At 55.6% G+C, this 25,700-nt stretch carries 21 protein-coding genes and 1 tRNA gene; 12 read left to right on the top strand and 10 right to left on the bottom strand.

The genetic code is table 11. The features are described 5' to 3' along the window. Positions 1 to 64: 64 nt before the first annotated feature. The 3 genes from B7364_RS13125 to B7364_RS13115 form a co-directional block, all read right to left on the bottom strand. Positions 65 to 141 (bottom strand) — tRNA-His (locus B7364_RS13125). A gap of 98 nt (positions 142 to 239) precedes the next feature. After that, positions 240 to 806, bottom strand: coding sequence for a hypothetical protein (locus B7364_RS13120; RefSeq protein WP_085340492.1), 567 nt, complete (start codon positions 804 to 806; stop codon positions 240 to 242). 9 nt (positions 807 to 815) lie between these two features. Beyond that, entirely contained in the window at positions 816 to 3,770 is a 2,955-nt protein-coding gene (locus tag B7364_RS13115) for a M16 family metallopeptidase (protein ID WP_085340491.1), read from the bottom strand. Between the two features lie 114 nt (positions 3,771 to 3,884). Here B7364_RS13115 and ggt point away from each other — a divergent pair, with 114 nt between their 5' ends. Together ggt and B7364_RS13105 are read left to right on the top strand one after the other, a co-directional pair. Then, on the top strand, positions 3,885 to 5,693 hold the full coding sequence (gene ggt / locus B7364_RS13110; protein ID WP_085340490.1) for a gamma-glutamyltransferase: 1,809 nt from the start codon (positions 3,885 to 3,887) through the stop codon (positions 5,691 to 5,693). Between the two features lie 185 nt (positions 5,694 to 5,878). Continuing rightward, positions 5,879 to 6,475, top strand: a complete 597-nt coding sequence (locus tag B7364_RS13105; RefSeq protein WP_198534244.1) for a beta/gamma crystallin-related protein — start codon at positions 5,879 to 5,881, stop codon at positions 6,473 to 6,475. A 74-nt stretch (positions 6,476 to 6,549) separates the two neighbouring features. Here B7364_RS13105 and B7364_RS13100 read toward each other — a convergent pair whose 3' ends face one another. Continuing rightward, positions 6,550 to 9,075 carry a TonB-dependent receptor plug domain-containing protein gene (locus tag B7364_RS13100; RefSeq protein WP_085340488.1) on the bottom strand — a complete coding sequence of 842 codons (2,526 nt, stop codon included), beginning with the start codon at positions 9,073 to 9,075 and terminating at the stop codon, positions 6,550 to 6,552. A gap of 245 nt (positions 9,076 to 9,320) precedes the next feature. Here B7364_RS13100 and B7364_RS13095 point away from each other — a divergent pair, with 245 nt between their 5' ends. Both B7364_RS13095 and B7364_RS13090 read left to right on the top strand, forming a co-directional pair. Then, positions 9,321 to 10,862 carry an acyl-CoA synthetase gene (locus B7364_RS13095; RefSeq protein WP_085340487.1) on the top strand — a complete coding sequence of 514 codons (1,542 nt, stop codon included), beginning with the start codon at positions 9,321 to 9,323 and terminating at the stop codon, positions 10,860 to 10,862. Continuing rightward, positions 10,855 to 11,697: a class I SAM-dependent methyltransferase gene (locus tag B7364_RS13090; RefSeq protein WP_157893698.1), complete on the top strand. Its 843-nt coding sequence runs from the start codon at positions 10,855 to 10,857 to the stop codon at positions 11,695 to 11,697. Before B7364_RS13095 ends, B7364_RS13090 begins: the two co-directional genes overlap by 8 nt. A gap of 11 nt (positions 11,698 to 11,708) precedes the next feature. Here the strand turns inward: B7364_RS13090 and B7364_RS13085 are convergent, their stop codons facing one another. Both B7364_RS13085 and B7364_RS13080 read right to left on the bottom strand, forming a co-directional pair. Beyond that, positions 11,709 to 13,379 (bottom strand): NAD+ synthase, encoded by a 1,671-nt coding sequence (locus B7364_RS13085; RefSeq protein ID WP_085340485.1) that lies wholly within the window; start codon positions 13,377 to 13,379, stop codon positions 11,709 to 11,711. Between the two features lie 31 nt (positions 13,380 to 13,410). Next, entirely contained in the window at positions 13,411 to 14,382 is a 972-nt protein-coding gene (locus B7364_RS13080; protein WP_085340484.1) for a Gfo/Idh/MocA family protein, read from the bottom strand. Between the two features lie 206 nt (positions 14,383 to 14,588). Here B7364_RS13080 and B7364_RS13070 point away from each other — a divergent pair, with 206 nt between their 5' ends. Then, complete coding sequence (locus tag B7364_RS13070; RefSeq protein WP_085340482.1) at positions 14,589 to 15,596, top strand: NADP-dependent oxidoreductase; 1,008 nt, start codon at positions 14,589 to 14,591, stop codon at positions 15,594 to 15,596. Between the two features lie 145 nt (positions 15,597 to 15,741). Beyond that, positions 15,742 to 16,632 carry a cobalamin biosynthesis protein CbiG gene (locus tag B7364_RS13065; protein ID WP_085340481.1) on the top strand — a complete coding sequence of 297 codons (891 nt, stop codon included), beginning with the start codon at positions 15,742 to 15,744 and terminating at the stop codon, positions 16,630 to 16,632. A gap of 15 nt (positions 16,633 to 16,647) precedes the next feature. Here the strand turns inward: B7364_RS13065 and B7364_RS13060 are convergent, their stop codons facing one another. The 3 genes from B7364_RS13060 to B7364_RS13050 all read right to left on the bottom strand — a co-directional run bounded on the left by B7364_RS13060 (position 16,648) and on the right by B7364_RS13050 (position 18,615). Then, positions 16,648 to 16,842, bottom strand: coding sequence for a hypothetical protein (locus B7364_RS13060; protein WP_085340480.1), 195 nt, complete (start codon positions 16,840 to 16,842; stop codon positions 16,648 to 16,650). Positions 16,843 to 16,926: 84 nt separating this feature from the next. Beyond that, positions 16,927 to 18,318, bottom strand: a complete 1,392-nt coding sequence (locus B7364_RS13055; RefSeq protein ID WP_085340479.1) for an MATE family efflux transporter — start codon at positions 18,316 to 18,318, stop codon at positions 16,927 to 16,929. 3 nt (positions 18,319 to 18,321) lie between these two features. Continuing rightward, the gene (locus B7364_RS13050) at positions 18,322 to 18,615 is read right to left on the bottom strand and encodes a PIN domain-containing protein (protein ID WP_085340478.1); all 294 of its coding nucleotides are present in this window, start codon (positions 18,613 to 18,615) and stop codon (positions 18,322 to 18,324) included. Positions 18,616 to 18,686: 71 nt separating this feature from the next. Between B7364_RS13050 and B7364_RS13045 the strand changes: the two genes are divergently transcribed. From B7364_RS13045 to B7364_RS13025, 4 genes are all read left to right on the top strand, one after another. Then, positions 18,687 to 19,352: a ribonuclease HII gene (locus B7364_RS13045; protein WP_085340477.1), complete on the top strand. Its 666-nt coding sequence runs from the start codon at positions 18,687 to 18,689 to the stop codon at positions 19,350 to 19,352. 89 nt (positions 19,353 to 19,441) lie between these two features. Beyond that, a complete protein-coding gene (locus B7364_RS13040; RefSeq protein WP_085340476.1) occupies positions 19,442 to 19,864 on the top strand; it encodes a hypothetical protein in 423 nt (140 codons plus the stop codon). A gap of 219 nt (positions 19,865 to 20,083) precedes the next feature. Then, the gene (locus B7364_RS13030; protein WP_085340474.1) at positions 20,084 to 21,166 is read left to right on the top strand and encodes a site-specific DNA-methyltransferase; all 1,083 of its coding nucleotides are present in this window, start codon (positions 20,084 to 20,086) and stop codon (positions 21,164 to 21,166) included. A 122-nt stretch (positions 21,167 to 21,288) separates the two neighbouring features. Further along, a complete protein-coding gene (locus B7364_RS13025; RefSeq protein WP_085340473.1) occupies positions 21,289 to 23,214 on the top strand; it encodes a sensor histidine kinase in 1,926 nt (641 codons plus the stop codon). A gap of 4 nt (positions 23,215 to 23,218) precedes the next feature. On the opposite strand, the gene B7364_RS13020 is transcribed toward B7364_RS13025, so the two are convergent. Beyond that, entirely contained in the window at positions 23,219 to 24,304 is a 1,086-nt protein-coding gene (locus tag B7364_RS13020; protein WP_085340472.1) for an A/G-specific adenine glycosylase, read from the bottom strand. A 77-nt stretch (positions 24,305 to 24,381) separates the two neighbouring features. On the opposite strand from B7364_RS13020, the gene B7364_RS13015 reads away from it, so the two are divergent. Beyond that, on the top strand, positions 24,382 to 24,924 hold the full coding sequence (locus B7364_RS13015) for a DciA family protein (protein ID WP_085340471.1): 543 nt from the start codon (positions 24,382 to 24,384) through the stop codon (positions 24,922 to 24,924). An 83-nt stretch (positions 24,925 to 25,007) separates the two neighbouring features. Further along, a complete protein-coding gene (locus B7364_RS13010) occupies positions 25,008 to 25,688 on the top strand; it encodes a DsbA family protein (protein ID WP_085340470.1) in 681 nt (226 codons plus the stop codon). Positions 25,689 to 25,700 lie beyond the last annotated feature (12 nt).

The raw sequence follows: 25,700 nt of genomic DNA, 5'->3' as shown, positions 1-25,700 counted from the left end.
AGCCTGAAAAAGGAGCGCCGTTACGGCCGTCCATAACTTGGTGAAGGTATGGACCGAATTCGCATGGTACCGTGAAGTGGAATTGAACCACTGACCTCCAGAGCCACAATCTGGCGCTCTAACCAACTGAGCTACCACGGCACACATGCGAGGGGCCGGGGGATACCGCTTTCGCCCCGCTTCTTCAAGGGGTTTAGTGTTCAAACCAGCGATTTGCCACAGCAGGCTGACCCCGCGTGCTACAAGAGATAGCCCAATGACGTGACCCGGGCGGCCAGTGCCGTGCGGCGCGCCTCTGACAAAGGCCAGTCACCGCGTGGGCCCAAGCGGGTCAAGGCAGGAGAAGCTGACCAATCCTGCCACAGGGCCACTATCAGGCGCGGGTCATAGCCTGCGCGCACAAAAGCCTGCAAGGCAAGCTCATCGCGATCTGAACTCGACCCTTTGTTCTTGCGATTGGCGAGAGCCTGCGAAAACCACGCTCCAACGCGCGCCGGCCCGCCACAGGCTGCAACAAAGCCTGAAGACAACCGCACCAGTCCTGAGTCTGAAACATCGCCCATCATGGCAGGACTCACCACAACCATCACAGACAATTGGCCCACCCCAAGCCCATGGGCGGCAGCGATGGCGCGCAAGCATGATGTCAAACCGCGCGAGGGATTACCGCTCAGGCCAGCTTCGGCACGGCCGTTCCCCAAGGCTGGCGGTGCCCAAAAGCCCAAGCCAGCCAACCCTGCGGCCACCAACAAGACACGACGATCGGGAAGATGCGCACACGCCTCACCGCCCGATGCTTGCCCCATTGTGTTGCCTCACTTGGGCTTGGTTTGGCTGCCCTCGCCTGTTTGGGTCACCGCGCTGCCTTCTGGCACAACTTGGACCCTGATGGTGTTTTGCGGCAAGAGATAGCGCTTGGCAATGGCGTGTAGCTCGTCACGTGTGATTGCCTTGAGGCGGGCTTCCCGACCCGGTTCACGGTCCAAGAAAAACCCGCTTGCCGAACCCGGCAAACGCGGCGTGTCCAAATCCGACAGCACAAACGACCAATAGCTATTATTTTGGCGCGAGCGCTCAATCGACTTCACATCGGGTTCAACCACACGATTGATCTCGTCCTGTGTGACGCCATCACGCACAAGGTCAGCCGCGATCTCATCCATTATGGCTTCTACCTGCTTGACCTGATCTGGGGTCACATTGGCGGAGGCGTAATAGCCGCCCACATTGGCATAGCTCCGCCCGCTCCAGCCACCACTTGGAGAGTAGGATTTGCCCGCCGCCTCGCGCACTTTATCGGTCAAGCGCAATTGGATGATATCCCCCAATATCCTCTTACGCTCAGCCTCAAACGGGTCAACATTGCCCACCCCGGTCCACGTGACATAGACGATCGCCTGTTCCTTGGGGCCTTTATGCGTCAGGACACGTGGAGGCCCCCCTGTTGGCAAGAGGCGAATGGATGCCAATTGGGTGAGATCTAGCGCCAGCCCCTTGCGGGCCGGCAAGGCACCAAAAGTGCGTGAGACAGCGTCCACCACTTGGTCGTAACCAACATCACCAACAACGACGATATGGATTTTGCCCTCAGCGAGCAGCCGCTTGAGCAATTGTTTTCCTTTGGCATCATCGCTCTTCAGGATGCTATCAAGATCGGGTTCGCGATATTCTGGATGGCCTGTCAGGAACAAGGTCGGGAAATAGAAGTTGAAGACGCCATCGGCTGTCTGGTTATAACTGTCCCAGCTCTGCTTTAGTCCATCTCGCCGGACAGCCGCCGCGCGAGGTCCCAAACGGGGTTCCAGCACTTGGCTCAACATAACTTGCATTTGTTCTAAGAAATCAGCGCTGGCGGGGCTTGCGTACATTTCCAGTGTGTCAGGATCAATGCGCACGGAGGCCAGGCTGGTGGTGCGATTGGCAAAGACGCTGATGGTTTGGTCCAGCGTCAGATCGCCAATGCCATCGCCGCTCCAACTGGCCGACGCAAAGCCCGGCCAGTGGGGGTCATCTGGCGGGAAAGCCAAATAGCCCGCGTTCAGGCCAATGCGGATTTGGGCCCGGTCCTTGGTGTAGTCCGTGTGCATGTAAGAGAGCCGCACACCATTGTCGAAGGTCACAATCTTGGCCTTGGGATAGGTCAATTCCTGCACTTTGGCGACTTTGCCGGCAGGGCCTGGATTGAGAGGCTTGAACACCGCTTTCGTAACAGCATCGCGCTCCGGCAATGGGGTAGCCATGGCTTCTTCCCAAGCCTTAAGGACTGCTGCCTCGCCACCTGTCACGGCTTCCTTGGCGATCAAAACGATCTGTGGCTCGCCGCTCTGGGTCCACCATCTGGCAAAAGCTTGACTGACAAGCTCTGGAGTCGCGATCTCAGCAATTTCGTTGAGAAGCGCAAGATTATCGGCCGCACTGGTGGGTACAGTGTCACTACCCAGACTAGCAATCAAAAACGACGACAAAGCTGTTGTGCGCCGGGTGGATACCTCGGTGATCGCGCGCTCCAACATTTGCCTGCCACCGGCAATCTCTTCGGCAATCTCCTCAGCGGTAAATCCTGTCTGCAATGCTTGGCGCACTTCAATGGCGACTGGCTTCAAGGCTTCAGCCCAGCCCTTATCGCGCGGCACCACGTAAAGTGAAACAGTATCGCCGGTTTTGGTCACCTGTTGCAAATAGCCTACGCTGAGCGTCACGGGGTTATCGACCAATTGCAACCGTTGCAGACGACGGGAAAACACGCCCTGTGCAAGACCCTGCAAGCCAGACCATTGCCGTTTTTGCCGAGTATCAAGGTCGCCATAGTCGGTTGGATCGGGTCGCAGACGCGTAATCAAGGCCACATAAGGTTGTTCGGGCTCGACAATGATCTTGGCCCTCATAGGCTCCTTGATCAGGAAACCGTAATCTGGGTCAGTCGGCTTGACAGGGCTCTTGGCCTGCCAGTCTGAAAAAGTTTTGCTGATCAAGGCTTGTGTCGCGGCCACATCCACATCCCCAGTAATCACCAGGACCGCGCGTTCAGGCCGGTACCACGTATCATAAAACTCCCGCAGCTTGGCAGCTGTCGCCCCTTCGACAATCTCACGTACGCCAATCGGTTCACGCATGGTGGCCCGTTCCTTCGGCCCCAAGAATTGGGCGATCTGGCGACTGACGCGTCGACCAGGGCCTTCGCCATCATTCATTTCAGAAATGACGACCCCAATCTCGCGCTTCACCGCATCTTCTTTGAACAAAAGCCGATCTGCGGTTTCGCGAAAAATGCCAAGGGCGGTTTCCAGCCGGCCTTCATCGGCACTGGGGATATCCAGCTTATATTGGGTCTCTGAATAATTCACATGTGCATTGACGTGACTGCCAAAGCTGGCCCCCAGTCGCTCCATGGTTTTGGTCAATTCGCCCTCAGGAATATTGGTCGACCCATTGAAGGCCATATGCTCGATGAAATGGGCAAACCCGCGCTGATCATCGCGTTCGTGCCTCGACCCTGCATCAATACGAAACCGCAAAGAGACTTGTTTCTCAGGCAATTTGTTGGGGCGAATGGCATAGCGCATGCCATTAGGCAAAACGCCAAACGTCGTCCAGGCTTCTGGTTTGAGGTCTGAGCCGTCCCAAGGCCACACGGCATTGGCAGGGGTGGCCGCAATCGGCCGGGTCTGGCTGATGGCTTGCGCTGCTGCCAGTTGGGGCACAACCGGCAAAGCAATCAAAAGCGAACAACAAAAAAACGAAGCGGTGCGCACAATAAAATGTTTAATCATAGCCTGATCCAACCACAGGTTAAACCCTTTGCCAAGGTGGCAAACACGCTAGATGACGTGGATCACAATCTTGTTTACAGTCTTACAAAATCTAGGCTGAAGGGGTCCAAGCGCATGCGCATATCAAGGTATTTCTGGCAGAAAATCAGTTCCTGCGCCTTTGCAGGAAGTATCGCTCTTGCACCCCTTCAAAGTGTCCACGCCCAAACGAGTCCGCAAAATGGCATCGTCCGCCCAGGAGACCGCATTGCCGGGCCAGCTTTTGCCACCCGAAGCCCAACTTATGGTATGAATGGGGCTGCAGCCACGGCCCATCCCATCGCAACCCAAATTGCTATTGATACACTCAAACAAGGTGGTACCGCGGTGGATGCCGCCATCGCGGCTAATGCGGCTTTGGGTCTATTAGAGCCTACAGGAAATGGCATTGGCGGCGACTTGTTTGCCTTAATATGGGACCCCAAGACACAAAAACTCTATGGCATCAATGGTTCTGGTCGGGCGCCAATGGGTATGAGCCTTGCTGACCGCGCTGCCCGCGAAGCCAAGATTAAGACACGTGTGCCAGGCAGCCGTCCATCCTTTGGTAGCCTGACCGTCACCGTACCCGGGGCTGTCGATGCCTGGTTTTCCATGCATAGTCGGTTTGGCAAATTGCCCATGGCCAAGGTTTTGGCACCAACCATTGCCTATGCCGAAGCCGGTACGCCCGTCCCGCCCATCATTGCTCATTATATGGCTAGCAATTTTCGACGGCTCGAAGAACGGGCTAAGGCGGGCGAAGTGGAAGAGTTTGACAATGCACGCAAAACCTATTTCGCCAATGGCGCACACAAGGCGGGTGAAGTCTTCAAAAACCCCGATCTAGCCAAGACCTTGAGCTTAATCGCGCGCGGAGGACGCGACGCCTATTATAAAGGCCCAATCGCCCAAAAAATTGATGCCTATATGCGCCGCATCGGTGGGCCGTTGCGTGCCAGCGACCTTGCCGCCCATCAGAGCGAGTGGGTCGAACCGATATCGGTCAGCTATCGCGGCTATGACGTCTGGCAATTGCCGCCCAATAGTCAGGGCGTCACCACGCTTCAAATGTTAGGCATCCTCAATCAGTTTGATATGGCCGCGGCTGGCTTTGGCACGGCAGAAAGCCTACATTTGCAACTTGAAGCCAAGCGTCTTGCCTTTGAAGATCGCGCCAAATTCTTGGCCGATCCCGCTTCTGCCAAAGTGCCGACCAAAGGGCTGATCGATCCGGCCTATTTGAAAAGTCGTGCCGCACAGATTGATCCTCGTAAAGCCACGGTTGAAGTCAGTGCCGGTGACCCCAGTCAGTTTGAAAAGGGCGATACGACTTTCTTGGTGACTTCAGATTCCAGCGGCATGATGGTCGCGTTGATCCAGTCCAATTACCGCGGCATGGGCTCTGGTTTGGTTGCGGATGGATTGGGTTTCATGTTCCAGAACCGGGGCGAGGCCTTCTCGCTCGATCCAGCTTCGCCCAATGTCTATGCGCCCGGCAAGCGCCCGTTCCACACCATTATTCCGGGCTTTATAACTAAGGATAACCAAGCCTTCATGGCGTTTGGCGTGATGGGCGGGGCGATGCAGCCACAAGGTCAGACCCAGATTGTCGTAAATATGATCGATTATGGCTTGGACACTCAGTCCGCAGGCGACGCGCCTCGTTGGCGACATGAAGGGGGCTGCGAACCTGAAGGCGGCTGTAAGCCCGGGCTTGGTCGTGTCGCTCTTGAGTCTGGCTATCCTGAAGCAACCCGTGCGGGCCTTGTCGAAAAGGGTTGGACGGTCAGTGGTGCAGATGGTGATTTTGGTGGATATCAAGCCATTAAACGCGACCCAAAAACCGGAGCCTATGAGGCGGCGACCGAGAGTCGCAAGGATGGGACTGCTTTGGCCTATTAGGGCAAATTGCAGGATGATCGAAGTCCAAGGGGCAGTCGCTGACTGCCCCTTCTTTGTTTGCCGCCGTTGCGCCAAACATGAACGGAAGTGAAATGGCACCCTCAGAGGTCGTTCAGATGGCCCGATTTAAAGCAGTGTCATCGCCCCAAGCCCTCGGACTTGGAGCTTGCCTCAGGAGACTGAAGATGAAGAAAGCTCTGATACTTGCCCTCGCTGGCCTGACCACGCTGGCTAACGCCCCCACTGCAGAAGCCCAGCGCTTTGACCGCAGCCGCCCCTCCATCACCCTTTATGCTGGAACCGACTTCCGCGGGCAGGCAGTGACCATTACAGGCGATGTGCCCGATTTGCGCCAACTCAATTTCGACGAAGCCGCCGGCAGCCTGATCGCCCGCGGCGACTGGCAAGTCTGCCTTGATCCCGATTATGGAAGCCGCTGCCGCACGTATTGCGACCGCATCCCGAATCTTGAATCGTTCAAAGGGCGCATTTCCTCGGTGCGATACATCGGTCGCGGCGGCTTTGGTAATCCAGGCTTTGGCGGCGGTTTCGGTGGAGGCGGTTTTGGCCCTCCAGGGGGTGGCTACACCAGCCCGCCCCGCTACAATGGGCAAACAACAACAGGCCGCGCGACTGTGTTCTTTCCGGGGACCATCTCACAAGGCCAGTTTGGTGGTCGAGCTGATGCAAACCAATTCTGCCGCGATCAAGGCCTGCGCGACGCGGTTTACTCGGGCCAAGATCGTAATGGCAATCTGGAAGACGTGCTCTGCCGTCGGTAGATTGCTGAAGACCCAATAAGAAAAGGCCGCGGTGTCACCACCGCGGCCTTTCCTTTTGACGGCTAACGGGCCGATTAGAAGTCGAGCGAAACACGACCATATACATAGCGGCCAGAGAAGCCGAATGGCGAATAACGCGAGAAGGCTGTTGCGCCCGAGTTATTAAGGGTCGTGAAGGTCGACGGCGTCAGGACCGTGGTGCCAGGCGTCTTGCGTGGATAGACGTCGGTTGCGTTCTCTACGCCTAAGGTCAGGCTGATCTTATCGGTCAGCTTGTAGCGGCCTTCGATGTCAAACAGCACTTCTGGGGTCAATTTGATATCGCGTGCGGCATCGGTACCTGGCTCGGTCACTTCGCCATAATAAGTGGCTTTGAAGGTGGCACCGAATTTGTCAAGATTCCAATTGGTGTTGAACGAGGCCTTCTGCTTTGGCTGGCCCTCGGTCAGCGTCAGCGTGTTGATCCGGTTGAACAATTGGGTTGGGGTCAAGCCAATTGCGGTCAAGGCCGGAATAACTGGGGTCTTGTCCAACTTGGTTTCATTCACGCTCATGCTACCGGTGAAGTCAAAGCGACCAAAGTCGGTGCGCAGACGATAGCTTGCAACCAAATCCGCACCCTTGGTGGTGCTGTCCACACCGTTCAAGAAGAAGCGAACGGCGTTGATGCCAACGATACCATTCGCAGCCAACAAAGTGCTGACAGCTGGCTGGTTGAGGTTTTCCGACAACACAATCCGGTCGCTCAACTCGATCTGGTATGCATCCAAAGTGACATTGAAATCACCAAAGCGGAATACCCCACCGAGTGAGTAGTTCACCGATTCCTCAGGCTTCAACTCTGTACCGCCCAAAGCGCGACCAATGCGAGAGGTCGATGGCACGGTCAAGATTTCCAGAGGCACACCTGCAACCACATTGGTGGAGGAGGCGGTAAAGAATTGCTGCTGCAAGCTTGGAGCCCGGAAACCGTTAGAAACCGAACCACGCAGGGCAAACATCTCGTTGAAGTCATAGCGACCCGAGATTTTGCCGCTGACATTGTTGCCAAAGTCGGTGTAGTCTTCAACGCGAACTGCGCCCGAAACCAACAAAGCGTCGGTTACATTGACTTCCAAGTCGATATAGCCGCCGATGGCGTCACGCGATACGCCGATTTCGTTGGAGGGCTTGAAGCCACCAAAGCCTTGCGAGCCTGCAACAAACGTACCTTGCTGGAAGTAAGAGCCAGGCTCGCCCGCGAAGATTTCATAATGATCGCGACGGGCCTCTAGACCCACGGCAACGTTCAAGTCCGAAGCCAAGCCAACATTATAGCCCTTCACAGCCGCCAAATTGACGACAGTTTGGGTGTTGTTAAAGCCACCGGCATTAAACGAGGTTGGGCTTGCAACGCCCAAAGAACGGTTCAACGTATCGCGGATCACGAATTCCATTTCGTTGAAGCCGCGGTTCACGCTTAGATCAACATCCCAGCCATTCCACTTGGTTTCCATACCCAAAGCGAAAGAATTGTCGCTGATCAAAGAGTTGATCTTGGGCAAGAAGCCATTTGGATAGATTTCAACCACGTTGCGGCTATCGGCTGGCCAACGGAAGAAGGCTGCCGAAGTAGAGTCGCGACCTTGCGCACTCAGCCAGCCATACAGGCGGGTGGTGTCGGTCAGATCAATGCTCGCATTGGCGAACAACGTGCCTTGGATCAGCTCACCGTCACCATATTGCTGGTTCCAGCGGTTGATGGTGGCTTCGCGCGGGTCTAGAGCGCCGCCAGGCAGCAAATTGTACAGACGGCGGGTGTCATACCCTTGGCGGTTAATGGACTCGCGGTTCTGAATTTCTGCGGCAATGGTCAAAGAACCATTTTCAAACAGAGGCAAACCAACCCACGCATTAACCGTCGTGGTCGCACCATCGTTTGCATCACGTGAGCGGATCGTTTGCCAGCTTGGGTTGGCAATGATGTTCGCGGCGGTAAAGTTCGTGGTGCCGTTTGGCAGAGGTGGCGCAGGATCGGTATTTACTGTGGTCTGGCGTTGGCCATACGAAACCGTCACATTGCCACCCTCGCGGCGCTGCTTCAGGCGCAAGTTGATCACGCCTGCAATCGCATCCGAACCGTATTGTGCCGATGCGCCATCGCGCAGCACTTCGACGGACTCAAGAATGCCAGTCGGGATGGTGTTCAAGTCAACGGAAGATGAACCGCGGCCGATCGAGCCGTTGATGTTCACCAAAGAAGCCGTATGGCGACGCTTGCCATTGACGAGCACCAAAGTTTGGTCTGGGGCCAAGCCGCGCAGGGTAGCTGGACGCACAGAGTCGGTACCATCAACGATGGCTGGACGGGGGAAGTTGAAGCTCGGCAAAGCAGTCGCCAATTGCTGGTTCAACTCGGGCGAGCCTTGCTGGCTCAATTGTGCTGAAGACACAACGTCAACGGGGGCTGCGGTGCTCAGGGCCGAACGTGCAGCAACCCGGGTACCCGTCACAACAACAACTTCGGCTTCCTTGGTCGCAGAGGCTTCCTGCGCAAATACTGGCGTAGCCAAGGCGGCAGCGCCCATCGCGATCATCATCGCGCGAATTGAAATTTCCATGATTTTTCCTCTTGAGCGGGTAAATACCCTCGGGGGGGCATGTGATCCTCGGCACCCCGGGTTTCAAGTCGACCCCTGACACAATCATTCCTTCTACAGGCTAATTCGCCGCCTATGGGGGCTAGCTGTTGCACATTCGTCACAATTTTGGGTTCACAGGTTCCTGACTTGCAACATTGGCTGTGCGATGCCACGACTATGTACGCGCCGAGATCGCAAAGAATCTCGCACGATGGGAGTCGTCCATGCATCCAGTACACCATGCAGCTCAAACGCCAGACAAGATGGCTGTCATTATGGCAGGCTCTGGCCAGTCGTTAAGCTATGCGCAGCTCAACGCGCGATCCAATCAAGTTGCTAATCTCTTGCGCGGCCACGGCCTTAAGGCGGGCGATGCAATTGCGGTCCTTCTCGACAATTGTCCAGAATATTTTGAAATCGCTTGGGGTGCCCAGCGTTCGGGCCTCTACTTCACCTGTCTGTCCACCAAGCTGCAAGTTGATGAAATCGCTTATATTCTGACCGATTCTCATGCGAAGATGCTGTTTGTCGGGGTAAATTTCTTGGCACTGGCAGAAGACGCCATGCGCCATGCTGGAGTTAAAATCCCAGTAGTGGTAATTGGCGGCGCGGCGACGGATCATGCAATCTATGCCGAGGCGCGTGATGGCCAGACCTCTGATCCCATTGCTGACGAAAGCGCTGGGGCTGACATGCTCTACTCATCGGGCACGACAGGCCGGCCCAAAGGCATCAAGATCCCTCTAACTGGTGCCCCAATTGATGCCCCCAATGCCTTGCAAATGATGGCACAGGCCATTTATGGCATCACGGCAGACAGCCAATATCTCTCCCCTGCCCCGCTTTACCATGCTGCGCCGCTGCGCTGGTGTATGTCCGTTCATAAAATTGGCGGGACCGTTGTTGTGATGGAGAAGTTTGAGCCAGAGGCCTATTTGGCAGCAGTAGATCGGCACCGCATCACCGACAGCCAATTGGTGCCCACCATGTTTGTGCGCATGCTGAAACTCGATGAAGCAATCCGCACAGCTTACGACCTCTCTTCCCTCAAAATGGCCGTGCATGCCGCTGCCCCCTGCCCTGTGGCGATCAAGCAGCAAATGATGGATTGGTGGGGCCCGATCATCCATGAGTATTATGCCGGCACTGAGGGCAATGGCTTTTGCACCATTTCGCCCCAGGATTGGTTGCGCAAAAAGGGCAGTGTCGGCAAAGCCCTTTTGGGTGAACTGCGCATTGTTGGCGAGGATGGCGAGGTGGTGCCGACTGGGGAGTCAGGGACTGTTTTCTTCGCCAATGGCCCACAGTTTGAATATCATAATAGCCCGGAAAAAACTGCCGAAAGCCGCCATGCGTTGGGCTGGTCGACCTTGGGTGATGTTGGCTATGTCGATGAGGAAGGTTTCTTATTCCTGACAGACCGCAAGGCTTTCATGATCATTTCTGGCGGGGTAAATATCTATCCGCAAGAAAGCGAAAATGTGTTGGTGACCCACCCCAAAGTCGCCGATGTTGCGGTATTTGGCGTGCCCAACGAAGAATTTGGCGAAGAAGTCAAAGCCGTGGTTCAGCCCATGAATATGGACGACGCTGGCCCCGCCTTAGAGGCTGAGCTTTTGGCTTTCTGCCGCGCCAGCATCAGCCATGTAAAGGCACCACGCTCCATTGACTTTATGGCAGAATTGCCACGTTATCCCACCGGTAAATTGTACAAGCGGCTGCTTCGCGACCGCTATTGGGCCGGTCGGGAGAGCAAGCTTGTCTGAAGGAAAAAACCAAGCGCAGAGAGAACTTTGGAACACATTCGCGGGGGAGCGTTGGACGAGGCGGCAAGTCGATATTGACGCCATGTTGGGTGGCTTTACGCAAGCCCTGATGCGGGCCTCTGGCCTAGAGGGCAGCGCCCCGCAAACCGTCCTCGATGTCGGCTGTGGCTCAGGTGAAACCTCTTTGATGATTGCCGACCTCGGTCACAAAGTGATCGGGGTTGATATCTCAACCTCCTTGCTGGCTTTGGCTCAAAAACGCGCGGGCGACCGTGCGAATATAAGATTTCTGGAGGCCGATGCGTCCGACGCTGTATTTGGCGAAGAATTTGACCTCTTGATCTCGCGCTTTGGGGTTATGTTTTTTGATGATCCCACAGCGGCTTTCGCGCATATGGTTCAGCAGGTGAAGCCCGGAGGTCGGGTGGTGTTCGTTTGTTGGCGTCCGCCGGCAGAGAACGAATGGGTTACCATGCCGATGCAGGTCTTGGTTAGCGTGACAGAACCACCGCCGCCACCGCCCCCCGATGCGCCAAGCCCGTTTGCGTTTGCCAATCCCGAACGAACACGAGCGATTTTGGAAGCAGCCGGTCTGACCGATGTTCAGTTCACTGCGGTTGATGCTTCCATGTCGATGGGCTCTGGCAAGGGTGCGATCAAGGCCGCTGATTTCGTGATGGAAGTTGGCCCCGCAGCCCTACCAATCGCACAATTGCCTCCAGAGACGATTGCGATGGTGCGCGAGAAGATGGAATCGGCGATTCTGCCGCTTCTAAAAGATGGCTACCTCTCTCTGGGCGGGGCAATTTGGGTCGTCGAGGCACGCAAGCCGTAACGGCCGACAATTTAGGGCTTATCGCGATACTTATTGGTGATGGGATAGCGCCGGTCACGGCCAAAATTGCGCGTGCCAATCTTGACCCCGGGAGGCGCTTGGCGGCGCTTATATTCGGCGACATAGAGTAGGTTTTGGATGCGGTGCACGATGGCTGTATCATGGCCACGCGCGATCACATCTTCAATCTCGGCCTCTTCCTCAACAAAGCCATGCAACATGTCATCCAGTGCCGGATAAGGCGGCAGGCTGTCTTGATCGGTTTGATTTTCGCGCAATTCTGCCGAGGGAGCTTTGTCGATAATGCGTTGGGGAATGACCTCGCCAGCCGCACCAAGACCGATATGGCACGTATGCGCATTTCGCCAACGGGAAAGCGCATAAACCTCCATCTTATAAAGGTCTTTCAGCGCATTATAGCCACCACACATGTCGCCATAGAGCGTGGCATAGCCAACTGCCATCTCGCTCTTATTGCCTGTCGTCAACACCATGTGACCAAATTTGTTGGATAAAGCCATCAGAAGCACAGCGCGGCTACGACTTTGGATGTTTTCCTCGGCAATCCCAGTTTGCGTGCCGGCAAATTGGCCGCTTAACATTTGGGCGAATGCTTCGACTGCTGGCTCAATCGAAATCACATCACAAGGAATAGCTAAGCGACGCGCATTGTCTGCAGCATCTTCCAAACTGTCTTGACTGGTATAGCGCGAGGGCATCATCACACAACGCACGCGATCTGGCCCGAGGGCGTCAGCGGCCACTGCCGCACTCAGCCCAGAATCAATCCCACCGGACAGGCCCAAAAGCACGCCTGGAAAGCCATTCTTATTCACATAGTCCCGCAAAGACAGCACCATAGCGGCATAATCTGCGGCCTCACCCTCAACTTGGTCGCGTTGTTCTGCTTGTACGCATACCCAGCGATCAGCTTGTTTCTGCCAGGTTGCTCCCGATACGCTTTCTTCAAAATTGGGCAGCGACTGAACCAACGCCCCGTCCGGCTCCACTGCAAAACTGCCACCGTCAAAGCAAAGTTCATCCTGTCCACCAACTTGATTGACATAAATCAGCGGAAGGCCTGTTTCAGACACCCGCGCCCTTGCGCAGGCTAAACGCTCTTGCTTGACGGGGCGGCGATAAGGCGAGCCATTGGGCACAATTAGAAGCTCTGCCCCTTGCTGTTTAAGACTTTCGGTCACGCGATCAAACCAAATGTCTTCACAAATGGGGATGCCGATTGAGACGCCCGCAAGGGTGACAGGGGCCGGCAAAGGCCCGGCATCGAACACCCGCTTTTCGTCAAAAACCGCATAATTGGGCAATTCATGCTTAAACCGCAGGGCGGCCACACGGCCGTCTTGAAGAATTGCCACAGCATTAAACAGCCCATCTTCGTTGCGCCAAGGCGTTCCGATGATGACGGTCAAAGCCGTTCCCGATGTCAGCCCCGCCAATGCCTCAGTCGCTTCGCGGCAGTCTTTGACCGCCGCGGGCTTCAACACCAAATCTTCGGGCGGATAGCCGATCAAAAATAATTCTGTAAAAACAAGAAGGTCTGCGCCGCGGCTCAAAGCCTCACTCAAACATGCTTTCGCTTTGGCAAGATTGCCCCAAACATCCCCAACAATGGGGTTTAGCTGGGCAGAAAGGATGTGCAACTTAGTTTGGGTCTGGCTCATAGGCCTAAACTAGCCTGATGTGCGACTTGGTTCAAAGGTTTGCGCTGAGAATGGTTTCGATCTGCAGGGCGAGGTCCATCGCCGTAATCGCTTCTTGGTTGGACAATTCCGCATAGGGTGCTGTACATGCCGCTACAAATTGGCCAAGCACTTGGGCGACTGGATCTGAGTCTTGGGCGAGAAATGGCCTCGGATTAGGCCAATTCGCCCCATGGCTAACAACGCCGCGGACAAAATCAACGCTCATTTGCCCCTGCCCTTGGCCGGTATCCAACATCCATTGGGTAGTGCGGACGCTCGCAGTCCGCGTGGCGCGTACACGGGCTTCACCGCCCCCTTTAAAACGCACGCGGGCTTCTGCGGCATCAATGGCGGCCCCTCGACCGCCCAGCTTGGTGGCTCTAACCGACACAGCGCGGGAACCAAACAAAACGGCGGCGACATAAAGATCTTGAATCATCAGATCCAAGATCACCGAAACATCGCTGATATGTTCTCGTGGTGGCGCTTCACGTATGGCTTCAAAGTGACGCAATCCAGACATGGCTGGGACAAGCCCCAAGGCAGCCAAGGTTGGGCCTTCTCTATGCCCAACTTGCAGAATTAAGTGCCGGGCACGGGCCTCGGCGACCATGGCTTGGGCTTCCTCGCGAGAAGTCGCAATCGGGCGCTCTACCAGAACATGGCAACCTTGGGAGAGGGCTTGCAGGCTGATCTGCCCATGGGTTCCGGCCGGGGCAGCAATGATCACGGCATCGGCTCGTGCCAACAGGTCGTCTAGGGCCATAGGCTCGATGCCGAAGCGGGCACACAAGCCCTCAGAACGGCGGGTATCGGGCTCATAAAGACCGATCAGGCTAGCACCGGACGTCACGCGCAGCGCCGCTGCATGGCGCTCCCCCGCCACACCTGCTCCTATGAGTCCCACCTTCAACAAGCTCTTACCGGCCCCTTCACTTAAACGCGGGTCTGCCATCCAAAAAGTCACGGAGGCTTCACGCATCTGTCACAAGCGCGTGGTGCTCAAGCATAAAAGGCGGGCGTCCATCAATCGCGCGCTCAAAAAAACTTCAGCAAACCAGCCATTTCCAGCAAACATTTGCAGCAAGCCACAAATGGCCTCGCCAAGATGACTTGACCCGCTGCCCAAAAGGCCGTCATTCCCACCCCAGAAGCGCTCAGGAGCGCCAGGTTCGCAGGGAGAGATACATGCCAACAGTTACATCGAAAGAAGTTCGCCTGAAGTCGCGTCCAGAAGGCTCGCCAGTGGCTGAAAACTTCGAAATCGCCAGCGTTGAAATCGGGGCACCCGCTGCGGGCTTTGTCCAAGTGAAGAACCATTGGATGAGTGTTGACCCCTATATGCGCGGCCGCATGTATGACCGCCCTAGCTATGTGCCGCCTTTCCAATTGGGCGAAGCGCTACAAGGCCACGCCATTGGTGAAGTCGTTGAAAGCGGCGATCCAGACTTTCAAGTGGGCGACATCGTGACCCACATGTTGGGCTGGCGGGAATATGTGACAGGCCCCAAAGCTCTATTCACCAAGATCGACACCCATGGCATCCCATTGCAGGCCTTTTTGGGGGTGATGGGCATGCCTGGCATGACCGCTTATTGCGGTTTCTTGGAAATCGGTGCGCCAAAGCCGGGGGACACGGTCTTTGTATCAGGCGCTGCGGGTGCAGTTGGTTCGCTTGTTTGCCAGGTCGCGAAGATCAAGGGCTGTAAGGTCGTAGCCTCATGCGGGTCGGACGAAAAGGCAGCATGGCTGAAGTCGGTCGGAGTTGATGAAGTCGTCAATTATAAGAAGGTGCCAGACTTGCTCGCCGCTGTGCGCGCGGCAGCCCCACAAGGCATTGACATTTATTTCGACAATGTGGGTGGCGAACATCTTGAAGTCGCGCTTGAAGTAGCCCGTCCCGGTGCGCGCTTTGCCGAATGCGGCATGATCAGCCAATATAATGCGACAGAGCCAGTCCCCGGCCCCAGAAACCTTGTCTATATCGTTGGCAAAAGCCTAAAGGTACAAGGCTTCATTGTGTCTAACTATGCCAGCATGCAAGGCCAATTCCTCGCGGAAATGGGCGGTTGGATCAAGGACGGCAAGATTAAGTGGGAAGAGACTGTGATGAACGGGATTGATCAGGCGCCCGCTGCCTTTATGGGTCTGTTCAGCGGAGCCAACGCCGGTAAAATGCTGGTCAAACTGGTCTAAACCCAGCCAGCTGTTCCTCTCTTGCAAGGCCAGTCTTGCAACAACTTCTGGACTGGCCTTGCGCATTGCATTTCGAGGGTGACGAACGCTTTCTTGCCCTGTAGAAGCCGCGCTTCAATTTTCGACCCTGAATAGGAAACTACCCATGAGCCGCCTTTTCGACAATTATGTTATGGTTGACTGGTCGGCCGCGGCGAAGCCTGCCACGGGTGCCGATTCAATTTGGATCGGTATCTTGCGTCGTGACGTGCGCCTCCAATTGCGGTTTGAGGCGCAAAATCCATCCACGCGCAAAGCCGCGTTTGAGGCGATTACCGCGCTATTGGGGGAATTTGACAAGCGCGGCGACCGCACGCTGATCGGTTTTGACTTCCCCTTCGGATATCCAACAGGAACAGCCGCTGCTTTGAAGTTTGATGGTGCCCCTTGGGCGGCTATGCAGGCATTTCTGTCCAAGGAAATTAAAGACAAGCCGGATAATGCCAATAATCGCTTCCAAGTAGCAGCGATGATGAACCGACTGATCTCGGGTGGGCCTTTCCCTTTCTGGGGCTGTCCACCGCGCGACGTATTGACGACGCTACAATCTAAAAAAACGCGCCCACATGGTGCAGGTGACCTGCCAGAGCACCGCTTAGCCGAACTTGCGGCCACAGGGGCAAGCCCCATCTGGAAACTCTATACGGCGGGATCCGTCGGATCGCAGGCTTTAACGGGTATCCCCGTCGTAAAAAAGCTACGCGACACCCGCGCCGACGCGCGCATTTGGCCTTTTGAAACCGGCTATAAGGCTCTCTCGCGTGAGGACCTCGATGGGGTCAAAATCGTCATGGCCGAGATTTATCCCTCACTGGTCAAAGCAGTTCCGGCGGCAGGTGAGGTAAAGGACCTGGCGCAAGTACGCGCGATTGCAGAGCACTTTGCAGCTTTAGATGAGGCAGGAAAACTTGCTTCGGCGTTTGGACCGGCCAAGGGCCTTACAGAGGCTCAAATTGAGACGATTGCCCAAGAAGAAGGCTGGATTTTGGGCGTTTAAGGCGCCTGTCCAGCTTTAGCGGCGCAGGACCCAGCCAATCACCGCACCGCCAACGATGGACGCCCCTGCATAAAGGGTCCAGTGAGCAGGCTCACCCTGACTGAAAACGGCGAAGATCGCGATTGGCAATAGCGCAGCCGACGTGCCGAGCAGCCCTAAGAAGACGGTTGCTCCTGCCGTACGTAATTGCCGCTTGCCGAAAGTGCGCACGATGCTCTCCCATCCTGTGCCGAAAGAGTACAGGTAGATGAAAGACCGCAAGATTGAGACCAACGCAAATGCCTAGAGCCTGATTTATGGGGATAAAGGCTTATCAGCTTGGGGATCGACTGCTTTTGCAGCCTCTGTCGACGCGATCGGGCCTAAGACAAACAAACGAAGCACCAAAATGCCTGCCGAAACGATGCTGGCCAGTGCCACAGCCTCAACAAGGCCGCGTGCGCCGCGTTCGAAATGGATACAAAATAGCCACCCCAAGGGCGACATAACCAGCACATATGAGACAAAGTGACTCATTGTGGGAAACCATGGCTTGCCTAAAGCGCGCAACGCTTGAGCGGCAACAACTTGCAAAAAGTCAGGGACCGCCATCAGCCAAACAAGACCGACCAAAACGGCCCCATAGGTCATTAAGCTGGGGTCTGTCGTGAAGGCGCTGGCAATCGGCTTGGCTGCAACCCAAGTTACAAGTGAAAAAAGTGCCGCGTAAACGCCCGATAGACCTAGGCCAAGCCAAGCAACCTTGCGGGCACCAGCAAGGTCACCCGCGCCGCGTGCGTTTGAGGCTATAACGGCCGTTGCCGAAGCAATGCCCATCGCGGGCATGAAGCCAATCGACATGATATTCATCACGATGTTGAAGGCACCAACTTGAACAACCCCTGCCAAGCCAGCAATAATGGTGAGAATATTGAAGGATCCCGCTTCCAAAACGCCACTGCCGGCAGCCGAGAGGCCGATAGAAACTTGTTCTTTTGCTTCCCCGGGGGCTGCGCGGGTTGAAAAGTCCAAGAAGCCGAATTGCTGAGAATCCGGCATATTCAGCAACCAAGTTAGAGCCCCAATCGCCAAGAAGAGACGCGCGCCTAACGTACTCCACGCGGCCCCATCCGCGCCCTGAAGCGGCACAAGATAGGTTGCCAATGCGAGGTTGACCACATTAGCTCCCGCCATCAAGGCAAGCGCAACACGGGGCCGCGATAAGGCCTCCAACGTCTTGGCACAGGTCAGATAGACAGCATTGGGGAGCAGGCTGAGGCCCAAGATCGCCGCACAAGATGCCGCCCCTTTAGCCAAATCGGGTTGTTGGCCCAAATGCTCGAGCGCCCAAAGTGCGCCAAAGTGCAGGACCAAAGCGAGGCTAAAGCCCATGATGATCGATGTTACGATACCGCGTCGCCAGATCAGGCCAATCGAGCGTGGGTTATTCTCTCCAAAGCGACGGGCAGCCAACACTTGTACGCCCACCAACAGCCCGATGGTTGCAACCAATGCCGTGCCATTCAGGCTCCAGGCCAAGGCAAGTTCTGCAAGCTCCGTGGCAGAATGACGCCCCACCAAAATGGAATCGACCAAGCCCATCAACATGACGAGCACGTTCGATCCCGCAACCGGACCGGCTAAAAAAAGGAGCTTTTTCAGCAGCCCACCTTGCGGCACAGCTGCCGCATCGGGGGCAGAAGTCATGGTTTACCGGCGTCCTGACACCATTTTCGAGCGCGCCCACTGGCGGCACTCATCGGCAACTTCAAACGCAGAGCGAATCTGCGCTTCGCCTGGCATTTGCGGATCAATATGGGTTGCAGCATCAACAGCTTGCTTAAACGCAATCTCTGCCGCGCCAATCTGGCCCGAGCGCAAATAGGCCCAAGCCTCAACCAAGGATGGCGCAATGGGATCACGGGCCAAAAGCGTGAAAAACGGTTCGTCGGTTTCGGCCTTGGAATAGGCGTCAAACTGGCTTGGCTCGATCTTGCTGCTCATGGGTGCTTCCTATCTGATCAGCCGACCATAGCAATCCGCCCGAGATAAGAAAGGGGGCCAATGTGGGAGAGATGCGAATTCCTGAGCGAATCCGCCATAGTGTTGCAGCGATGCCCGATCTGACCCTTGAAACAGACTATGCCAGACAGCTGCGTGTGCCGCTTGAGACTGTATGTGGCATTGACGAGGCCGGACGCGGCCCATGGGCCGGGCCGGTGGCTGCGGCTGCCGTGATCTTGAACCCCCGAAATCTACCCACAGGCATCGATGATTCTAAGCGCCTGACCCATGCCCAACGCGATACGCTTTTTGAGGCGATCCAAGAGCAGGCTTTGGCGAGCTCGATTGTGATGGTAACGGCACAAGAAATTGATTCCACAAATATTCTGAAAGCCACTTTGAAGGCGATGGCACTGGCGGTTGAAAATCTTTCGTCCCAACCCAGCCTCGCACTCGTGGATGGCAATCGCCCACCAAAGCTTGGCTGTCCCGCCTTCTGCGTGATTGGCGGCGATCATCTCTCGCTGTCGATTGCAGCCGCTTCCATTCTAGCCAAAGTCGCACGCGACCGCGTGATGGCCGAAGCTGACCACCTCTATCCTGGTTATGGGTTTGCCCAGCACAAGGGCTATGGCACCAAGGCCCACCAAGAAGCCCTCATAGGCTTAGGTCCCTGCCCAATCCACCGGCTGAGCTATAAGCCAGTCGCCAAGGTGCTCGCGGCGCTACAAAATTAAACTTCTGCAATGTTGCGACAGTTTCAGACGGAATAACCGTCCCCACTGCGTTTGTCTCGATGACGGGACCCAACCTATGGAGAAGAAACATGAAACCGATTCCAAGTTTGTTTGCCGCCACGGCCGCTCTTGTTCTTGTGGCAAGTGCCAGTGCCCCTGCTTATGCCAAAGACCGTGATAACAATCCCCCAGGTCGAGCTGGTGGTCACGGTACCAATTGGGAAAATCCACCCGGCCCACGCGGTGGCCCTGGCACCTCACCCGACCGCATTTATCACCACAAGGGCACGCGCTACGTCTTTGTGCCTTCCTATCATGGCTATTATTACAACGCCCGCATTGGCTATTGGCACCCAAGCTTTGGATTCTGGAACCAAAAGGCCAAATGCTGGTTCGATCATGACAACAATCCCCCCGGCCCAATCGGCGGCCGCGGCACAAATTGGGAAAACCCACCGGGTACTCGCGGTGGTCCCGGTGCTTCACCAGACCGCTTTGGCAAATGCCGCTAGTTTAGGATGGAGCCAAGTGTTTGGCCCGTCTTGAAGGGTCGCCCATGCCCTGAGGCGATCCCCCAGCGCCGCACTCTGACATCCCCCATCAGAGGGCGGCCAGTTTGGGAAAAAACTTTTACTGCAGTATTGCACAAAAAAAGAATCACTGACTCCGTTTGTGAATCCTTTTTTAACCCTAATAGATTCAATTGGGCCCGCACATACAAGGGGCACAACATGTCAGCAGATTACGAAAACCGCATTTTGATTGGCGATTGCATTGAGCTCATGAACAGCCTGCCTGAAGGCTCAGTTGATATGATTTTTGCCGACCCGCCCTATAATCTGCAATTAGGTGGCGACCTTACCCGTCCTGACAATTCCAAAGTGGCTGGAGTCGATGACGAGTGGGATAAATTCGCAGACTTTGCCGCTTATGACGCCTTCACCAAGGCTTGGCTGGCCGCCGCACGGCGCTGCCTTTCCGACACCGGCACAATTTGGGTGATTGGCTCCTATCACAATATTTTCCGCGTTGGTGCCACCTTGCAAGATCAGGGCTTCTGGATCTTGAACGACGTCATCTGGCGCAAGACGAACCCAATGCCAAACTTCAAAGGCACACGCTTTCAAAACGCCCATGAGACCATGATTTGGGCAACCAAATCGGCCAATCAAAAGCGCTACACTTTTAACTACGACGCGTTGAAAGTCCTCAATGATGACGTGCAAATGCGCTCAGACTGGTCCATCCCCATTTGTTCAGGCCATGAGCGCTTGAAGGATATGTCTGGTAAAAAAGTTCATCCAACCCAAAAGCCAGAGGCCCTGCTCCATCGCATCATGATGGCCGCAAGTAAGCCAGGCGATTTGATCTTGGATCCCTTTTTCGGGTCGGGCACAACCGGCGCCGTAGCCAAAGCACTGGGTCGCCGCTGGATCGGCTTAGAGCGGGATGCTGGCTATGCCTTGGCTGCAGAGCAACGTATTTCTCGCGTCGAACCAGGACAGCTTGATGACCTCGCAGTCATGAAGTCCAAGAAAGACGAAGTGCGCGTACCCTTTGGCACGATTGTTGAGCAGGGTCTATTGCGTGCGGGTGACGCCATCTACTCGCCACGTGGAGATGTGGCGGCGCGCGTGCGTGCTGACGGGTCAATCATGGCTGGTGAAATGGTTGGCTCCATCCACCGGGTTGGTGCCCAAGTTCAGCATGCCCCTGCCTGCAACGGCTGGACCTATTGGCACTTGCGTACTGATTCAGGCTTAGTCCCTATCGACACTTTGCGCCGCGAAGTTCGCGCACGCATGGCAGCCTAATCGCGAATACCCTCTCAAAAGCCCCAAAAATCGGCACGGGCGGCCCCAAAGCCGCCCGCATGCATGCAATTGACATGTCCAATTTAGCGCAATGATAACCTAAGGGTTTTATACGATACGCAATGAACCTGCGTACCGTAACCCCTCGAGCTCTAAAGCTGACGGCCAGCCTGACGGTGGCGGTGGCAGCCTTTTTGGCGCCAATCGCGCTGCTGCTTGTCCTGTTTTTGCAAGAACAGCAAAAGGCGATTGATTTCGCACAGAGAGAACTTCGCGGCGTTGAAATGGCCAAAGCCATCAATGAGGCTGGCATCAGCCTGAGCCAAGCGATGTTTCAGTCAGAAACCAGCGGCGCACTCACCTCGCAGCTCTTTACTTCCGTGTCAGACCTAAAGCGGGCACAAGCACGTTATGGCAATGCGTTCTCGACGGAGGCAACCGTTGAGCAAGTATCTGAGGATTTGCTTGAAATTGCAGCCAGCGGGCGTGCCGAAATTGGTCCTGTAAACGCCATCCGCTCCAAGCTACGAACCCTCACTGGACAAGTCGGCGATGCGTCTAACCTAATCCTCGATCCAGAGCTGGATTCCTATTATTTGATGGACCTTTTGATCGTCCGCTTCCCAGCAACACAGTCAATCCTAGACGCCAAAGCTGTTGCAATGGGCTATTTCAGTAGCGAGAATAAATCCAATGTCGCAACTGACGGCAATGAATTGCTGCGCGTGAGCGGCGGCTATCGCGTGGCAATCAGTCAGCTTGAAGATTCTGCAGCATCAGCGTTGCGTCATTCTCGAACCGCAGAACGACTGGGGATTTTCCAGAGCGAATTTGCCGAAGGTATTCGGGCCCTTGACCGGCTGGACACCTATACGCGCCGTCTCTCGGGTGGCAGCGACACTTTCGAACCGAAGGTGGCCGCTGCCCTTGAATGGCAAGCCCGCAAGCAGTTTCACGATGTTAGCCTCATCGTCGCAACCGAATTGTCGCGACTTTTGGAAGAGCGGATTGTTCGACTTGAAACCGCTCGCAACCAATCCTTATTGGCAACCTCGATTCTGTTTACAGTCGCGCTGATCTTTGTGTTCGCCTTTTTGCGCTTCCGAGTCACAAAGCCGCTGAAGCTTTTGACCCAAGTTGCAGAGCGCTTTGTATCGGGCGACCTCAGCGAAGAAACCCCTCTGCAAGAGCGCGGCGATGAGGTAGGTGCCCTCGCCCGCGCCTTTGAGCGCTTGCGGATCGATGCTGCAGGGCGCCTTGAGGCAGAAGCCGAGCGGGCCAGCGCGGTGGCTGCCAACAAGGCAAAATCGTCTTTCTTGGCCATCATGAGTCATGAGTTACGCACACCTCTGAACGCTGTGATTGGCTATGCTGAGATTCTTGAAGACGACCTTCAAGGTGCAAACCTGGCGCAAAGCCGTGAGGATGCAGCCCGTATCAAGGGGGCAGGTAAGCATTTGTTGGGCCTCATCAACCAAATCTTGGATTTATCCAAAATTGAAGCTGGCTCTATGGAGACAGAGGCGATCGCCTATTCTCCCGCCGCGATTCTGCAGGAAGTGGCCGACATTATTCGGCCCATTCTTGAGACCAATGGCAATGTGTTGGCGCTGCAGGCGGCACCAATCCATCATGCCTTCGGCGATCCGACGCGTTTACGCCAATGCTTGTATAATCTGGCTTCCAATGCCGCGAAATTCACCAATCAGGGCGTGGTAAGTTTGGAATTGAAACAAAGCGGCGATTACCTGCTGTTTCAAGTCAAGGATACCGGGATTTGTCTTACGCCCGAACAAGTGGGGCGCATCTTTGATCCTTTTGTCCAAGCCGACGATTCAACCACGCGGAAATTTGGCGGCACAGGCCTTGGGCTTGCCATCACGCGCAAACTTGCCCGTCTTATGGGTGGGGATGTGACGGTCACCAGTGAGAGTGGAGTCGGTTCCATTTTTGAGTTGACCATCCTGCAGTATGACGAGGCCCATCGGGCAAATAGCCTCAACGTGGACCATGAGCCAAAAGCCAAAGACCCTGCGATCGCGGCTTAGGCACTCACTTCGTCCTTAGGCCTGCTTGACCCGATGCAATGATTTTGCGCATCAAGCTAGGTAGGGCAGCCTGCGCTAAGGCTTGGGGCGCGACATGATGATAGAGGTCTGGCGTCACAACCTCGTCCAGCCGAACGGAAAACACCTGCATGCGAAGCTCAAAATGCGTGAAGACATGACGCACTGGTTCACAAGCAACCCAATCGGCGTTTTGAACCACGCCCTCACGCATGCATTCTGAAGGCGCGTAGGGCACCTCTTGCCAGGCCAGATTTGGCACTTCCAGCATCCCACCCAAAAGGCCTTCATGTGGCCGACGACGCACCCAAACGCCTTCAGGGTCCAACACAACAAAAGCGACCCCGTAGCGCACCGGCTTGGCCTTTTTTGCCTGCTTCTTTGGATAGTCACTCGCACACCCCTTAGCCAAGGCTGCGCAGCTTTTGGACCACGGACACACAGAGCAAGCAGGGTTACGCGGGGTGCAAATTGTGGCCCCAAGGTCCATCATGGCTTGCGCAAAATCGCCGGGCCTATGGGAATGTTCAAACCGGGATGCGGCCTCGCGAAAAACAGGCTTGGCCACAGGCAAAGCGGCCTCGATTAGCCACAGCCGCGACAAGACGCGTTCAATATTGCCGTCAACGGGGACGTGCGGCTGGTCAAAAGCAATGGCGGCAATCGCAGCAGCTGTATAGGGGCCGATACCCTTAATCGAGAGGAGGCCTGTCTGCGTCGTTGGAAACCCACCCAAAGCGGCTATGGCCTTAGCCCCTTCATGCAGATTGCGCGCACGCGCATAATAACCAAGACCGGCCCACAGGCCCAAAACCTCGTCTAAGTGGGCTTCGGCCAAGTCCTGAATGGTCGGGAAGCGCGCTAAAAACGCGGCAAAATAGGGCTTTACCGTCACAACGCCAGTTTGCTGCAACATGATTTCCGACAGCCAAATATGATAGGGATCTGGACGTCGCCCGGCGCGTCCCTCCAATGGCGGTATCCGCCAAGGCAAAGGCCGGGCATGGACATCATACCAAGCCAACAAGTGGTCTCTGAGGTCGGAAAGCAAAGCGGGCGTCGTTGCGGGCATACCCCGTCCCTACCCGTTTTGTCCGCCAATTACATCAAGGCCTCGCAGATCGGCACTGAATAGGTTAAGCAGGCGGGATGGCGGAAATTCCTTCATCTGACAGCGAACAAAATGGCTTTGACGCACAGTTGGAAGTCGCAGCGACGGCTTGGCTATCCCAGCGTCGCGGCAAACCTGTTTGGGCAGGTCCCCCCCCTGTTGCGCGCCTGATTGCGAATTTGGTTCCACCCGATCAGCGCAAGGCTGGCATGACCGTCCGTGAGCTACAAGGGCGGTGGGCCGAAATTGTGGGCGACAAGATTGCGACCATTTGCCAACCCGATCAGATCAAAGGTGAAACCCTCGTCCTAAAAGTCGTTGCCGCGGCAGCCCCCCTCCTCTCCATGCGGTCAACAGAAATTGTCGGCCTCGTCCGCTTGGCAGGGGCCGGCAAAATCAAGAAACTCTCCCTGGTTCGCGCGCCTCTGAAACAAGCAACTAAAGCCCCTGCCAAAACCACAAACCGAAAATTGAACGCCAGTGAGCAGCGAAAACTGGATGAACAGCTTGAACAGGTGACGCAACCAAGCTTGAAAGCAGCCTTGACACGGTTGGCCGAAGCCACCGCATCTATCGACTAACTGATGATTTTGCCGGATAGAGGCAACCAAGATGACAAACCGGCCTCGACTCCCTAGGAAGCAGGCACAAGAGGAGTGACCAGATGTCCTTTCAATTCCCCAGCATTGGATTTGTTGCCAAAACGGCCGTCATCGCAACGGCTTTAGTTTTGAGCGCCTGTAGCCCAGGTGGCGGTGGCGCATCGGGCGGGGCACCGGGTAGTGCCCTTGAAAATGCCACCGATTTTCCGGTCGGCTCAAAAGATGCGAAAGTGGTGATGATTGAATATGCATCCGTCACCTGCCCCCATTGTGCAAACTTCCACACCCAAGTTCTGCCAACCATCAAGGAAAAATACATCAGCACCGGTAAAGTGCGTTATGTTTTCCGCGAGTTTCCGACCGAGCCAGTGCAACTTGCCACCGCAGGTCATTTGCTAGCGCGCTGTGCCGGTGGGGAAAAGCGCGATCAAATCATTGACGCATTGATGCGTGGCCAGCGCGAAATTTTTGCCCAAGCCCAAGGACCGACCGGGGCGGAGCAAGCGCTGTTGAATATCGCCGTGTCTGCTGGGATGGATAAGGCCAAATATGATGCATGCATGGCCAATCAGGACATCCTGAAAGATCTGGTCGATATTCGCGAAGGCGGCGTCAAAGCCGGCGTGCAGGGCACGCCAACCATCTTTATCAATGGTGAAAAATTCGAAGGTCCCGCCACACGTGAAATGACAGTTGATGATGTTACCAAGGCCCTCGACGCGGCTTTGGCCAAGGCAAAATAAGGTCGCATAGCC

Origin of the sequence: Aquidulcibacter paucihalophilus (genome assembly GCF_002105465.1) — a bacterium.
Classification (GTDB): domain Bacteria; phylum Pseudomonadota; class Alphaproteobacteria; order Caulobacterales; family Aquidulcibacteraceae; genus Aquidulcibacter; species Aquidulcibacter paucihalophilus.
This window is presented reverse-complemented; position numbering and strand designations above follow the sequence as displayed.

Coding starts and splice junctions, on each gene's coding strand:
- B7364_RS13105 (WP_198534244.1), top strand. CDS start 5,879: ATGAAGAAAGCTCTGATACTTGCCCTCGCTGGCCTGACCACGCTGGCT.
- B7364_RS13055 (WP_085340479.1), bottom strand. CDS start 18,318: ATGACTTCTGCCCCCGATGCGGCAGCTGTGCCGCAAGGTGGGCTGCTG.
- B7364_RS13045 (WP_085340477.1), top strand. CDS start 18,687: ATGCGAATTCCTGAGCGAATCCGCCATAGTGTTGCAGCGATGCCCGAT.
- B7364_RS13020 (WP_085340472.1), bottom strand. CDS start 24,304: ATGCCCGCAACGACGCCCGCTTTGCTTTCCGACCTCAGAGACCACTTG.
- B7364_RS13030 (WP_085340474.1), top strand. CDS start 20,084: ATGTCAGCAGATTACGAAAACCGCATTTTGATTGGCGATTGCATTGAG.
- B7364_RS13050 (WP_085340478.1), bottom strand. CDS start 18,615: ATGAGCAGCAAGATCGAGCCAAGCCAGTTTGACGCCTATTCCAAGGCC.
- B7364_RS13115 (WP_085340491.1), bottom strand. CDS start 3,770: ATGATTAAACATTTTATTGTGCGCACCGCTTCGTTTTTTTGTTGTTCG.
- B7364_RS13100 (WP_085340488.1), bottom strand. CDS start 9,075: ATGGAAATTTCAATTCGCGCGATGATGATCGCGATGGGCGCTGCCGCC.
- ggt (WP_085340490.1), top strand. CDS start 3,885: ATGCGCATATCAAGGTATTTCTGGCAGAAAATCAGTTCCTGCGCCTTT.
- B7364_RS13070 (WP_085340482.1), top strand. CDS start 14,589: ATGCCAACAGTTACATCGAAAGAAGTTCGCCTGAAGTCGCGTCCAGAA.
- B7364_RS13065 (WP_085340481.1), top strand. CDS start 15,742: ATGAGCCGCCTTTTCGACAATTATGTTATGGTTGACTGGTCGGCCGCG.
- B7364_RS13040 (WP_085340476.1), top strand. CDS start 19,442: ATGAAACCGATTCCAAGTTTGTTTGCCGCCACGGCCGCTCTTGTTCTT.
- B7364_RS13080 (WP_085340484.1), bottom strand. CDS start 14,382: ATGCGTGAAGCCTCCGTGACTTTTTGGATGGCAGACCCGCGTTTAAGT.
- B7364_RS13025 (WP_085340473.1), top strand. CDS start 21,289: ATGAACCTGCGTACCGTAACCCCTCGAGCTCTAAAGCTGACGGCCAGC.
- B7364_RS13015 (WP_085340471.1), top strand. CDS start 24,382: ATGGCGGAAATTCCTTCATCTGACAGCGAACAAAATGGCTTTGACGCA.
- B7364_RS13120 (WP_085340492.1), bottom strand. CDS start 806: ATGGGGCAAGCATCGGGCGGTGAGGCGTGTGCGCATCTTCCCGATCGT.
- B7364_RS13085 (WP_085340485.1), bottom strand. CDS start 13,379: ATGAGCCAGACCCAAACTAAGTTGCACATCCTTTCTGCCCAGCTAAAC.
- B7364_RS13095 (WP_085340487.1), top strand. CDS start 9,321: ATGCATCCAGTACACCATGCAGCTCAAACGCCAGACAAGATGGCTGTC.
- B7364_RS13010 (WP_085340470.1), top strand. CDS start 25,008: ATGTCCTTTCAATTCCCCAGCATTGGATTTGTTGCCAAAACGGCCGTC.